Genomic DNA, 12970 nt, shown 5'->3' with positions numbered 1-12970 from the left:
TTCAAATTTTATCTAACGAATTTGATTTATTTGTGTAAAATACCGATAATGGATTTATGAAAACCGCAAAGACAACCAGCTCCGAGGTCTGCACCACCCAGGAAGCGGCACACATCCTGGGCATTTCGGTGTCATCCGTCCAGCAACTGGTCGAGGCCGGCATCATCGAGGCCTGGAAGACCAAGGGCGGACACCGCCGCATACCTCTGGCTGCCGTGCACGCCTACAAGGCCACGCCAGGTTCCTCGGCGGACGCCGCCGAGCACGGTCGCAGCAGTCCGGCCGCGCGCCCCGGCAACGGCCGCACCGCCGTACTGGTGATCGAGGACAGTCGCCTGCAGCGCGAGCTGTATGCCGGCGCCATCGCTTCCTGGGGGCTGCCGCTGGACCTGGTCTATTGCGACAACGGTTACAAGGCGCTGCTGGAGATCGCGCGCAGCAAGCCCGATGTGGTGCTGGCCGATATCGTCATGGAGGGCATGGATGGCTACGAAGTGGTCAAGACCATCCTCAACGATCCCCAGCTGCAGGACGTGAGCATCGCTATCGTCAGCAGCCTGGATCAGGACGAGATGGCGCAGCGCGGCGGGATTCCGGCCGGGGTGGTGTTCTTCCCCAAGCCGGTCAACTTTGATGAACTACGCGGCTACATGCGGGCATGTTGTGCCCGCAGGGAGCGCGAGTCCCGCTGAGGGACCACACTGGGAAAGGCCTGCAGCGCCATGGATGACCGGAAACACTCTCCTCTGCCCCTCCGGTTCGCGCGCATCGATCTGCGCCTGGCGCTGGGCCTGTTTTCCCTGCTGCTGATCTGCGGTCTGTGGCTGGGTGCGTTCAAGGAACTGCAGACCAGCCGCGAAAACCACCTGCAGGATGCCCGCCGGGATGCCCAGTCGCTGTCGCGGCTGTTCCTGGAACACGCCTACCGCACCATCGAGGCCGCCGATCAGGCCGCCGTCTACCTGCGCTACCGCTACGGCGAACGCGGCAACACGCTGGACCTGGCCAACGAGATCGACCAGGGCCTGGTGGCGCGCAACGTCTACAACCTCTTCACCATCGTCGATCGCAACGGCGACGTGGTGCTCTCCAGCAAGCCCTTCACTCCGCTGAACCTGTCCGACCGCGAACACATCCAGGTCCACATGCATAGCGGCGAGGACAAGCTCTTCATCAGCACGCCGGTGCTGGGCCGGGTGTCCAAGAAATGGTCGCTGCAGCTCACGCGCCGCATCAACCGCCCCGACGGCGGCTTCGGTGGCGTGGTGGTGGTCTCGATGGACCCGCAATACTTCACCAGCCTGTATCACCAGATCGATGTGGGCCGCCACGGCGTGATCACGCTGGTGGGAGCCGATGGCGTGGCGCGCGTCCGTCGCACCGGCGACATGGATGCCATGGGCGAGCAGGTGCGCGGTGGCAAGGTCTATGCTGCCATGCTGGCCCAGGGCAGCGGCCTGATCGACGCAGTCAGCCGGGTCGACGGCCGCGAACGCATCTATGCCTTCCAGAAACTGCGCGATTACCCGCTCTACGCCTCGGTGGGCATCGACATCGAGGAGCGCCTGGCCCCCTACTACCGCGAACGCAACCGTACCCTCACGCTGGCTGCGCTGATCACACTGGCAGTGCTGCTATTCAATGCGGTGCTGATCTGGATGGCCGCTTCCCTGCTCCGGAGCCGCCAGGAAGCCATGCAGGCCAGCCAGGCAAAATCGCGCTTCCTGTCCAACATGTCGCATGAATTCCGCACGCCGCTCAATGGTGTGCTCGGCTATTCCGACGCCCTGCGCGAAGAACTGGGCGACTCGCCCCTGGCGCAATACGCCGGCGCCATCCACGACAGCGGCAACCGGCTGCTGGACCTGGTGAACGCCATCCTGGAAGTGACCGAACTGGAAGACCGCCGGGTGGCGATACACATGGCGCCGGAAAACCTGCGCGAACTGGTCAGCCAGGCCATCGCCCGACACTATCAGGCGGCTCGTGACAAAGGACTGCCGCTGGAGTGCCGCATCGCCGACGATGTGCCCCAGGTGGTGGTGTGCGACCAGCGCAAGGTGCTGCGCGTGCTGGAAAACCTGATCGGCAACGCCGTGCGCTATACCGATACCGGCCGCATCCTGGTCGAGGTCGAGCGCAGTGCCGCCGACCAGCTCGACATCCACATCAAGGACACCGGCATCGGCGTTCCCGCAGCGCAACTGGAAACCATCTTCGAGAAGTTCACCCAGGCCGACGACAGCGTCCGGCGCGCCAGGGATGGCGCGGGTCTCGGACTGACCATCGCGCAGCGACTGGTGACGCTCATGGGCGGCAAACTCGTGTTACAGTCCGAACAACATCAGGGTTCGACTTTCAGCTTCACATTGCCACTGCAAGAGCCGAAGTAAAACGGCCGCCAAGAAATGAACGCAAAGGGGGAAACCGTGTATCCGGGCCAGCCAGAGAGCGACTATCGTCATATCGATCCCAGCGATCTGCTGGAAGCCGTGGGCGGCGACGTGCACACCGTCGCCGCCTTGGCCCGTACCTTCGTGGAGAGTGCGCCGGCGATCTTCGCGCGACTGGAACAGGCCACCCTGGCCGGCAACGCCGATGCCTGCCGGCACGAAAGCCATACCCTCAAGGGCATGTGCGCCCTGTTCAACGCCCGGGTATTGAGCGCCCTGCTGCTGCAGGCCGAACAGGATGGGCGCCAGGGTCGTGTGCCACGCCCGGAAGAACTGGCGCAGCTGCAGGCCGGCTTTGCGCAGGTGCTGGACGAGATACGGCACTGCGCCCGCCCGGCCCAGACCGCCTGAATCGCCTCTGCATCAACGTCGCCGCCGCCGGTGCCCATGAACCGCCCCCAGCCCGCCCCTGCAAGCGCAACCATGCGCGCGCCGCGCGTGCGCCGCTCCACGGTCACCCTGGGCTTGCTGCTGCTGGGCCTGCTGGCGGCCACCCTGGTCATTTCCGGGAGCCTGCTGTACCGCGCCAGCCTCAACGACTGGCGCAGCGATCTTTCCACCCTCTCCACTGTCCTGGCCGAAAGCACGGCCCAGACCATGTCGTCGGCGCGCCTGGTGATCGACAGCATCCAGTCCGACCTTGAAGCGGCCAACGTCGACGACGAAGCCCAGTTGCGCCAGCATGTCGGCAGTGCCGCCTTTTCCCAGGCCATGCGCGAAAAGATCCGTGGTCTGCCGTTCATCTCGGGGGTCGGCATCAGCGATGCCCAGGGCCGTATCCTCGCGCTCTCGCGGGCGCATCCGGCACCGCCGCTGGATCTGACCGACCGCGATTATTTCCTGCACCACAGCAAGTCGTCCTCGACCGAGGATTTTCTCGGGGAAACGGTCAATTCGCGCGCAGCAGGTGTCCCCACCTTCTACCTGAGCCGCCGTCTCAATGACCGCCAGGGACGCATGCTGGCCATCATCGTGGTAGCGCTGCCCTGCTCCTTCTTCGAAGACTTCTTCGGCGCTGTCACCAAGGACAAGCCGTTTTCCATCCTGCTCTCGCGCCAGGATGAAAAAGCGCTGATCAGCACCGCCGTGGTCCACGACACCGACACCCTGCGCGACATCACGCCGCTGTCGGCGCTGCATCCGCAGCGGCCGGACCAGAGCGATGGCCGTACGCCCTACTATTTCATGCAGGCGCACTGGCTGGGCATCCACCGTCCGGTGCGCAATGCGCCGATGTTCCTGGAGATCGGCGTGACCGACCAGGTGTACTTCGGTGAGTGGCTGGAATCGATGTACCCGCTCATGCTGGTGGCTGCCATCAGCCTGGTGGGCCTGATCGGCGGATTCACCATCGCCTTGCGCCAGGCGCAGCGGCGTGAGCAGGACGCGGCACTGGCCATGCAGCTCAAGGAAGAGGCGGACCAGGCCAATGAAGCCAAGTCACGCTTCCTGGCCATGGTCAGCCATGAGATCCGCACCCCCATGAACGGCATCCTCGGCCTGTCCGAACTGCTGATGGAGTCCGGCCTGTCGAGCAAGCAGCGCCACTATGCCGACAGCATCAACAATGCCGCCGGTGGTCTGGTACGCATCATCAATGACATCCTGGACTTTTCCAAGATCGAATCCGGCAAGCTGGACCTGGAAGAGGTGGCCTTCCATCCGGCCCGGCTGGCGCGCGAAGTGGCCGAACTGTACCGGCCCTCGATCCACAACCAGGAGGTGCAGTTCGACCTGCGCATCGATTGCGAGGACGGCCTCTGCCTGGTCGGCGACCCCTCGCGCCTGAAACAGGTGCTGGGCAATCTGCTGAGCAACGCCATCAAGTTCACCCGCGCCGGCCATGTGCGCCTGAGCCTGTCGGCCCGGCGCGAAGAATCCGCGCCCAATCGCTGGCGGCTGTTCTTCGCGGTGGCCGACAGCGGCATCGGGATCGCCCCGGAAGCGCTGGCGCAATTGTTCCAGCCCTTCACCCAGGCCGACAACTCGATTTCGCGCCGCTTCGGCGGCACCGGACTGGGGCTGGCCATCAGCAAGAACCTGGTGGAACTGATGGGTGGCAAGATCGCCTGCCAGAGCGTACCCGGCCAGTCCACCCGGTTCAGCTTCGACATCCTCTGTCCGCAAGGTGCAGAGCCGCAGCGGCCGACCGCCAGCGCAGCCCCGGAAGTGGCTGCGGCTGCAGCAGCGGCGGCCCCAGGCAGCGCGCCGGCGGCAACCGCCTCCGAAGCCGCCGCCCCCGCCAAACTGCCCGGGCCGCCCGCGGACAACACGCCCGGCCCGGGGGCCATGAATGGCGCCCGCATCCTGGTGGCCGAGGATACCGAAATCAATCGCCAGCTGTTGCGCATCCTGCTGGCGCGCCGCGGCTGCATCCTGCAGGAGGTCGAGAACGGCCTGCTGGCGGTGGACGCCATGCGCAACGGCAGCTACGACCTGGTGCTGATGGATTGCATGATGCCCATCATGGACGGCTACCAGGCCACTGCCGACATCCGCGCCCTGGAACAGGCCCAAGGCCGTCCGCGTACGCCGATCATCGCCTTGACCGCCAGCGCCATCGAAGGCGATCGCCAGCGCTGCCTGGACGCCGGCATGGACGATTACCTCAGCAAGCCCTTCACCCAGGTCGGACTGATGAATGCCGTTGAAAAATGGCTGCAGCAAAAAAGCTGAATCAGGAAAATCCCTAAGAAAATAAAACAACTGGTTAATTTGTTTTATTTGATTTATTTGTGAGATATCCCTATGATGACTCTCATGCGCACTCTTACATCCCAACAGCGCAGCTATCAGGAGCGTCATCATGAAATGGTTCTACGATCTGAAGATCGCCTATAAGCTCAACGCTGCCTTCCTGGTGGTGTTGGTGTTCATCGTCGGGCTGGGCGGATTCTCCGTTGCACAGCTGGCGCAGGTGAACCAGAGTTCCACCGACATCGCCCGCAACTGGCTGCCCAGCATGGGTTCGCTCTCCAAGATGAGTCTGGCGCTGGCGCGTTCGCGCAGCTTCGACATGCAGCAGCTGCTGACCGACGACAAGAAGGAAGAGCAGGCCTCGCGCGAACGCGCGGACAAGCAGATGGAAATCCTGCTCAAGGAAGTGGCCACCTACGGCACGCTGGTCTCCGAGCCGCGCGAAAAGGAGCTGTATCCGGAAATCCAGCGCAACATCAATGAATACAAGGCGACGCACGAGCGCATCTCGGCACTGTTCCAGGAAGGCCAGAAGCAGGCCGGCCATGCCCTGCTCAATACCGCCTCGACCCCGGTCTATCGCAAGCTGCAGGAGCAGATCCAGGAACTGTCCGACGTCAACAGCAAGGGAGCTGCCGTGTCCGATGCCGACGCCACCCGGATCTATGAACAGGCCCGCCTGGCCATCATCATCCTGGTCGCCACCTGTATCGCCCTGGCCATGGCCTTGTCGTGGTGGATCGCCCGCCTGGTGGCCCGTCCCTTGACCAATGCGGTAACCATCGCTCGCCAGGTGGCCGAAGGTGACCTGACCGCCGACATCCCCAGCGCCCACCGCGACGAAACCGGCCAGTTGCTCGACGCGCTCAAGCAGATGAACGGCAACCTGCTCAACATCGTGCGTGAAGTGCGCCAGGGCACCGATACCATCACGACCGCCTCGGCCGAGATCGCCACCGGCAACATGGACCTGTCCTCGCGTACCGAACAGCAGGCCGGTGCCCTGGAAGAGACTGCCTCGGCCATGGAAGAACTGACCTCCACCGTGCGCCAGAACTCCGACAACGCCCGCCAGGCCAACCAGCTCGCGGTGTCCGCCTCGGAGATCGCCCAGAGCGGTGGCCAGGTGGTCGGCAAGGTCGTCGATACCATGGGGGCCATCAACGAATCCTCCCGCAAGATCGTCGACATCATCGGCGTGATCGACGGCATCGCCTTCCAGACCAACATCCTGGCCTTGAACGCGGCAGTGGAAGCGGCCCGTGCCGGTGAACAGGGACGCGGCTTCGCGGTGGTCGCCGCCGAAGTGCGTACGCTGGCCCAGCGCAGCGCCGCCGCCGCCCATGAAATCAAGGGCCTCATCGACGACTCGGTGGCCAAGGTCGATACCGGCAGCAAGCTGGTCGACGAAGCCGGCCAGACCATGAATGAGGTGGTGGCCAGCGTCAAGCGGGTCTCCGATATCGTGGCCGAGATCACCGCCGCCGGTGCCGAGCAGTCCCAGGGCATCGAGCAGATCAACAACGCCGTGGTGCAGATGGACGAAAACACCCAGCAGAATGCGGCCCTGGTGGAACAGGCCGCGGCCGCCGCCAAGGCCCTGCAGGAGCAGGCCGCGCGCCTGAGCCAGACGGTCAGCGTATTCCGCCTGGACAGCAGCCACGCACCGGCACCCGTAGTGAGCATGGCTGCCGCGCCGGTGATGCGCGACATCACCCCGGCCCGTCCGGCCGTCGCCGCGCCGCGCACCCGCAGCATCGCCCAGCCCGGTACCCCGGCCCGCGCCGCCGCGAACAAGACCCCGCATGACAATGCCGCCGACAGTGGCGACTGGGAACAATTCTGATCCTCGAGGATGACTATGGACGCTTTTCAGAAAGAAATCGACGAACGCACCAACCTGACTTCCAGCAACAAGTTCGAACTGCTGCTGTTCCGTCTGGGAACCCCTGACGGGTCCACCGACAAGCCGGGTGAGCTGTACGGGATCAACGTCTTCAAGATCCGCGAGATCGTGCCCATGATGGACATCACCGCTGCGGCCGGCATGCGCTCGCCGATGCTGGGGATGGTCAACATCCGCGGCCAGGTGATGTCGGTGGTGGACCTGCCGGCAGTGGCAGGCTGCAAGGCCGGACATGGCATGAACATTCTGCTGATCACCGAATTCGCGCGCCACACCCAGGCCTTCGCGGTGGAGTCGGTGGAAGAGATCGTGCGCCTGGACTGGAGCCAGGTCCTGCCGGCCGATTCGCACTCCCCGGGCAGCCTGGTGACCAGCATCGCCCGTCTCGATTCGGCACTCGATGGCGGCCGCCTGGTCCAGGTGCTGGATGTGGAACACATTCTCAACCTGGTCTCGCCGGTGAAGGAACAGCTGCAGGCACCGCAGCCAGGGACCACCGAATTCCGGCTCAAGCCCGGCGCGGTGATCCTGGCCGCCGACGACTCGCGCATGGCGCGCGCCCTGATCGAGCAATGCCTCAAGGATCTGAACCTGCCCTATGTGATGACCACCGACGGCCTGCAGGCCTGGAAGAAGCTGCAAGAGCTGTCGCAGGCCGCCGAGCAGGAAGGCAAGCCGCTCACCGACAAGGTGGCCATGGTGCTGACCGACCTGGAAATGCCGGAGATGGATGGCTTCACCCTGACCCGCAAGATCAAGGCTTCCGACCGCTACAAGCAATTGCCGGTGGTGATCCACTCCTCGCTGACCGGATCGGCCAACGAAGACCATGTGCGTTCGGTGGGCGCAGATGGTTATGTCGCCAAGTTTTCCCCGCCTGAACTGGCAGCAATGCTGCGCAAGGTGCTGCCCCCCTGACGGCACCTACTGCAGAGCCAGTGAAGGCGCTTTTTACAAGCGCGCGGCCGCCCCAGGGTGGCCGACTGAAGCAGGCCGGACGCCATCTCCAGAGGCGGCGTCCGGCCTTGTGCCGTGGGCACGGGCGGCAATCCCGGCCAGCTTGAGCTATCTCAAATTATTTCGAGACCAAGCTCCTAGAATCAAGGCTGAGCGTCCTTCCCGCGCATCGTGCCGGGCCGGTGGACGACTCCGCCCGACCAGCGTCCGGTCGCACCTGCTGCAGGAGGCTGGCCATGTCCCATACCGCCGATCCCACCCCGCTGAACGAAACCGGCCTGCCGGGCCAGGGCATTCCGCGCCTGCTGGCCGAGATGGATGCCGAGCACCGCCAGGTGCTGCAGGGCATCGCCGCGCTGGCGCTGCTGCCGCCGGAGCGCTTTGCCGGCGCCTACGCCGCGCTGGTGGCGGAGATCGAAGTCGGCTTTCGTCAGGAAGAAGCCATGATGGAAGCCATCGGCTATCGCGAGATCCGCGCCCACCGGCGCGACCATGCCGAACTGCTGGCTCTGATGCACCGCTTGCGGCCCTATCTGGATGACGGCAATGCCCCGCTGGCCGATATCGTGATGGCGATGATCCCGGCCATGCTGATCCGGCACATGTCGGGCATGGACCAGGACCTGGCGCTGGCCTTGCGCCAGCATGCGCCCGACGGCGACATGGAACACTGAGCCAAACCGAGGCACCACGCCGGCGCCGGGATCAGCTATCCAGCGGTGCCGTCTGGGCGGTGGCCTGCGGCGCGCGGATGATCTCCGGTCCGCTACCGTAGTCGGCCAGCGTGGCCCGGTAGAATTCGATGAAATCGGCGGCCGGCAGGGGCTTGGCAAACAGCCAGCCCTGGGCGAAATCGACGCCCTGCTCGTGGAGATAGGCGGCCTGCTGCAGGGTTTCCACGCCCTCGGCCACGATGTGCAGCCCCAGGCTCTTGGCCATGGCGATGATGTGGTCGATCACGGCGCTGGTGGCAGCCCCGGTACCGATGGTGCTGACGAAGGACTTGTCGATCTTCAGCGCATCCATGGGCAAACCCTGCAGATACTGCAGGTTGGAATATCCGGTGCCGAAATCGTCGAGCGCCATGGAATGCCCTCTCTCACGAGCGCGTGCCAGGGTAATGCGGGCCGAAGCAATGTCCATGCAGCCCCGTTCGGTGGCTTCCATCCAGATCTGTTCGGTTCGTACGCCCGAGCCGGCCAGAACCTTGCCGACCACATCCAGGATGCGACCGGTCTTGATATCCTGCGCGGCCACGTTGACCGCGACATGCAGGGCGCGGTCGGCGCGCAAGGTGGGACCCAGTTCGCGCACCACCGACTCCACCACCAGGTCGGTCAAGGGCAGGATCAGTCCACTCTCTTCGGCCAGCGGCACGAACAGGTCAGGCCGCACGACGCTGCCATCGGGGCGCTTCCAGCGGATCAGCGCCTCGGCGCCGATACAGCGGCCACTGCGCATCTCGATGATGGGTTGGTAATGGACGATGAATTCCTTCTTGCGCACCGCCAGCTGCAGGTCGGCCAGGGGCGACAGCCGGGCCTGCGATACCCGCAGTACCAGCAGCACCAGGACCAGCCCCATCAGTACGCCCACGGGCAGGAACCAGCGCTGTTCGCGCGCCATGGTGTCCAGTACCTGCTGGCCATCGACGATGGCCGCCGCCGTCCAGCCGTCACGGCTGAGCGTGGAGACGAAGAAGCCGTCGAAATCCTGCGTTCCGGTGCCGCGCAGTGCGCGTCCTGCCATCCCGGGGGAGATCGGCGTCCCGTATTGCGCCACCAGGCCATAGCCGTCCCGCGCCAGCACCAGGTGCACACCCTGGTCCAGCACCACATCCACGAAGCGCTGGCGATGCACCAGGGCGCTGTGAGCACCGTACTGGATCGACATCATGCTCGGCCCGTCCAGCACGAAGGACGCCTGCTCCAGCGCCACGCCGGCACCAGCTGCGGTGACGAACGCCAATTCCGGCTGATGCCGTGGCGCAACCTGCGCCTGACGGTCCCAGGAAGTGCATCTGAGCTGTCCATATTCGTAGTAACCCATCTCCTCGATGGCCTGGGAGTTGAGCGTGATCAGCCGCATCTGGGCGATGTGCTCTTCGGAGCAGGGCAAGGCCAGCAGTGGCGACAGCGATTGCAGCGAGCGCTGCGTGGCCTGCAGGCTGCTTTCGGCCCGCTCCAGGACACTGCTGGCATAACGGGTGAGGCGCTCGTGCTCGGCCTCGATTAGCGCCTGGCGCGACAGCCACATCATGCCCAGGACCGGCGCAACGGCGGCCGCCACGGTCGCCACGATGGCCATGGCCACGATCTTGTTCTTGTTGCCCACCTCCATCCTCCTTGCTGGTCGCCCGCGGGCGGGACGGCTATCCACGCCGGCGGGCGTGGGCCATGCTCATCATTAGAGCGTCGAAAAATAAATAAATCAAATTAAACATTTTAAGAACATGCCAAGCGTGTCTCCAAACGCGCAGGAAAAGCGCGGCGAAAGCCGTCAATCATCCATATTTCCAATATATTTCAATTACTTACATAGAGAATCACCAAGCCTCACCCGCTCTTTTCCTCTTGACAACAGAGTTGGATGGGCGCAACGAATTCATTATTTAACTCATGATTAAATCGTTTTTTTATCGATTTAAATGAATTTGTGTTTTAATGATTCCATCAACCAACACCAACTGGAGTCGACCATGCGCCTGAACCTGCCCGTCACCCAACAAGAGCGCGACTTCGACGCCCATGCCTCGATCGTTTCCAAGACCGATACCAAGGGGCGCATCACCTACGTCAATCCGACCTTCCTCGCCATCAGCGGCTTCACCGAGGAAGAGCTGATGGGCGCGCCGCAGAACATCGTGCGTCATCCCGACATGCCGGAAGGCGCCTTCGCCGACCTGTGGAGCACGCTCAAGGCCGGTCTGCCCTGGACCGGGCTGGTCAAGAACCGCTGCAAGAACGGCGACTTCTACTGGGTCAAGGCCAACGTCACACCGATCTGGGAGCGCGGCGTCTGCACCGGCTACATGTCGGTGCGCACCAAGCCCAGCCGCGCCGAAGTCAACGCCGCCGAACAGGCCTACAAGGAACTGAAGAAGGAAAGCGCACGGATCGCCGTCTATCGCGGTGAGGTCGTGCCGACCGGGCTGCGCGGCAAGCTGCAGCGGGCGGCGCGCGTCTCACTCAAGACCAGGATCGACCTGGGACTGGGCACGGCGGCCGTGGGCGTGGGAGCGCTGGCCTGGCTCAATGCGCAGTGCCTGGAGCACGCCAGCAGCCTGCCCACCCTGCTGGCCGCCGGTGCCGCGCTGGGCAGCCTGGCGCTACTGCGCCTGACCCTGGCCACGCGCGTCTTCACGCCGCTGCGGCAGGCGACAGACCAATCGCGGCGTGTGGCCGGCGGTGATCTCTCGGCGCGCGACCTGCAGTTGCGCCGTGATGAAATGGGCGCCTTGCTGCAGGCTATGGAACAGATGCGCGTGAACCTGGTGGCGTCGGTCGGCGACGTACGCCGCAGCGGCATGCATATCGCCCAGGCCACCGGCGAGATCGCCCGTGGCAACATGGACCTGTCTTCGCGCACCGAGTCGCAGGCCAGCAGCCTGGAAGAGACGGCCGCCAGCATGGAGGAACTGGCCTCCACCGTGACCCAGAACAGCGAGAACGCACGCCAGGCCAATCGCCTGGTGGAACAGGCGCTGGCCACCACACGTACCGGCGAAACCTCGATCAGGCACATCAATGACACCATGGATGCCATCAACAAGAGCGCCGAGCAGATCAAGCAGATCACCGGACTGATCGACGGCATCGCCTTCCAGACCAATATCCTGGCACTGAATGCGGCCGTGGAAGCTGCTCGCGCCGGGGAGCAGGGGCGTGGTTTCGCGGTGGTGGCGTCGGAGGTGCGCTCCCTGGCGCAGCGTTCGGCGGCGGCCGCCAGGGAGATCAAGTCGCTCATCGATGATTCGGTGCAGAAGGTGGTGGCCGGCAGCGCGTTGGTGGAAGTGGCCGGCGCCACCATGCAACGTGTGGTGCAAAGCGTTGAGCACGTCCATGCCATCGTCGATGACATCAGCGTGGCCACTGCCCAGCAGAGCGAGGGCATCCAGCAGGTCAACGATGCCGTGGCCCAGCTCGACGACCTGACCCAGCAGAATGCTGCCCTGGCCGAACAGGCCGCCGCCGCCGCCGCTTCGATGCGTGCGCAGGCGGGCGAGCTGACGCAGGTGGTCAGTATTTTCGCGATCGGGACGCATGCCGGAGAAGCGTCGTCTGCCTCCCGGCACGCGTTGGCGTCGTCGCCGGTGGTGGCTGTCGGCGCGCTGCCGCAGCCGCGCCTGCTCGTGCCCCAGCCGCGTTAGCCGGTGGTGTCCGTCATGGGCTGCGGCTGGGCTCCTTCCAGATGGGCGATATAGCGGCCCAGCGTGGGGTTGCCGTTGTCGGCGCGATAGACGAAGGAGACGGGGTGGCGCATGGTCAGTTCCGGATGGTCGACCAGCACCACCCCTTCCGGGCAGGTATAGGCACTGACGTCAGAGACGATGGCATAGCCCACGCCGGCGGCCACCAGGCCGAGAATGCTTAGTACGTCGCTTGCCAGTTGCGCCTTGCGCGGCACCAGTCCGGCCGTCTGGCACTGGTAGTCGAGGAACTGGTCATAGCCCGGCGCCACCTCGGTCGGGAACCAGATCGCCGGCTCTTCGCGCAGTGCCGACAGATGGACTGGCACCTGGCGGGCCAGCCGGCTGTCGCGGGGTAGCGCCAGTTTGAGTCGACACTCGAAGACTTCGATCTCGTTGAATTCACCTGCCAGGAACTGGTCGTTGGGCGGATAGCGCCAGGCCAGGAAACCGGCATCCAGTTCGCCTTCCCTGATCCGTTCCAGTTGCCGGGCCGACAGGCCCGGTTCCAGTGACATGGCAATCCGTGGCTCGGCCTGGTGAAAGCTG

General features: G+C 64.5%; 10 protein-coding genes. 8 read left to right on the top strand and 2 right to left on the bottom strand.

The window, feature by feature from the left end:
- Nucleotides 1–56 precede the first annotated feature (56 nt).
- From VE092_RS11220 to VE092_RS11190, 7 genes are all read left to right on the top strand, one after another.
- Nucleotides 57–692: a response regulator gene (locus VE092_RS11220; protein WP_324876712.1), complete on the top strand. Its 636-nt coding sequence runs from the start codon at nucleotides 57–59 to the stop codon at nucleotides 690–692.
- A gap of 30 nt (nucleotides 693–722) precedes the next feature.
- Nucleotides 723–2393, top strand: a complete 1671-nt coding sequence (locus VE092_RS11215; RefSeq protein ID WP_324876710.1) for a sensor histidine kinase — start codon at nucleotides 723–725, stop codon at nucleotides 2391–2393.
- 15 nt (nucleotides 2394–2408) lie between these two features.
- Entirely contained in the window at nucleotides 2409–2804 is a 396-nt protein-coding gene (locus VE092_RS11210; protein WP_324876708.1) for an Hpt domain-containing protein, read from the top strand.
- A 72-nt stretch (nucleotides 2805–2876) separates the two neighbouring features.
- Nucleotides 2877–5129 (top strand): ATP-binding protein, encoded by a 2253-nt coding sequence (locus VE092_RS11205; protein WP_324876706.1) that lies wholly within the window; start codon nucleotides 2877–2879, stop codon nucleotides 5127–5129.
- A 130-nt stretch (nucleotides 5130–5259) separates the two neighbouring features.
- On the top strand, nucleotides 5260–6996 hold the full coding sequence (locus tag VE092_RS11200; protein WP_324876704.1) for a methyl-accepting chemotaxis protein: 1737 nt from the start codon (nucleotides 5260–5262) through the stop codon (nucleotides 6994–6996).
- Between the two features lie 15 nt (nucleotides 6997–7011).
- Nucleotides 7012–7974 (top strand): chemotaxis protein, encoded by a 963-nt coding sequence (locus tag VE092_RS11195; RefSeq protein WP_324876702.1) that lies wholly within the window; start codon nucleotides 7012–7014, stop codon nucleotides 7972–7974.
- A 275-nt stretch (nucleotides 7975–8249) separates the two neighbouring features.
- Entirely contained in the window at nucleotides 8250–8687 is a 438-nt protein-coding gene (locus VE092_RS11190; protein WP_324876700.1) for a hemerythrin family protein, read from the top strand.
- A gap of 31 nt (nucleotides 8688–8718) precedes the next feature.
- Here the strand turns inward: VE092_RS11190 and VE092_RS11185 are convergent, their stop codons facing one another.
- Entirely contained in the window at nucleotides 8719–10347 is a 1629-nt protein-coding gene (locus VE092_RS11185) for an EAL domain-containing protein (protein WP_343650414.1), read from the bottom strand.
- A gap of 364 nt (nucleotides 10348–10711) precedes the next feature.
- Between VE092_RS11185 and VE092_RS11180 the strand changes: the two genes are divergently transcribed.
- A complete protein-coding gene (locus tag VE092_RS11180; protein ID WP_324876696.1) occupies nucleotides 10712–12382 on the top strand; it encodes a methyl-accepting chemotaxis protein in 1671 nt (556 codons plus the stop codon).
- Here the strand turns inward: VE092_RS11180 and VE092_RS11175 are convergent.
- On the bottom strand, nucleotides 12379–12970 hold a 592-nt coding region (locus VE092_RS11175), incomplete at its 5' end, for a LysR family substrate-binding domain-containing protein (RefSeq protein WP_324876694.1). The two genes, VE092_RS11180 and VE092_RS11175, sit on opposite strands and share 4 nt — an antisense overlap.

It is taken from the genome of Herbaspirillum sp., from assembly GCF_035644555.1.
In the GTDB taxonomy this organism is placed as follows: domain Bacteria; phylum Pseudomonadota; class Gammaproteobacteria; order Burkholderiales; family Burkholderiaceae_D; genus Herbaspirillum.
The sequence above is the reverse complement of the archived record's forward strand: the minus strand, read 5'-3'. Positions and strand labels throughout refer to the sequence as shown.

Coding starts and splice junctions, on each gene's coding strand:
- VE092_RS11220 (WP_324876712.1), top strand. CDS start 57: ATGAAAACCGCAAAGACAACCAGCTCCGAGGTCTGCACCACCCAGGAA.
- VE092_RS11215 (WP_324876710.1), top strand. CDS start 723: ATGGATGACCGGAAACACTCTCCTCTGCCCCTCCGGTTCGCGCGCATC.
- VE092_RS11210 (WP_324876708.1), top strand. CDS start 2,409: ATGAACGCAAAGGGGGAAACCGTGTATCCGGGCCAGCCAGAGAGCGAC.
- VE092_RS11205 (WP_324876706.1), top strand. CDS start 2,877: ATGCGCGCGCCGCGCGTGCGCCGCTCCACGGTCACCCTGGGCTTGCTG.
- VE092_RS11200 (WP_324876704.1), top strand. CDS start 5,260: ATGAAATGGTTCTACGATCTGAAGATCGCCTATAAGCTCAACGCTGCC.
- VE092_RS11195 (WP_324876702.1), top strand. CDS start 7,012: ATGGACGCTTTTCAGAAAGAAATCGACGAACGCACCAACCTGACTTCC.
- VE092_RS11190 (WP_324876700.1), top strand. CDS start 8,250: ATGTCCCATACCGCCGATCCCACCCCGCTGAACGAAACCGGCCTGCCG.
- VE092_RS11180 (WP_324876696.1), top strand. CDS start 10,712: ATGCGCCTGAACCTGCCCGTCACCCAACAAGAGCGCGACTTCGACGCC.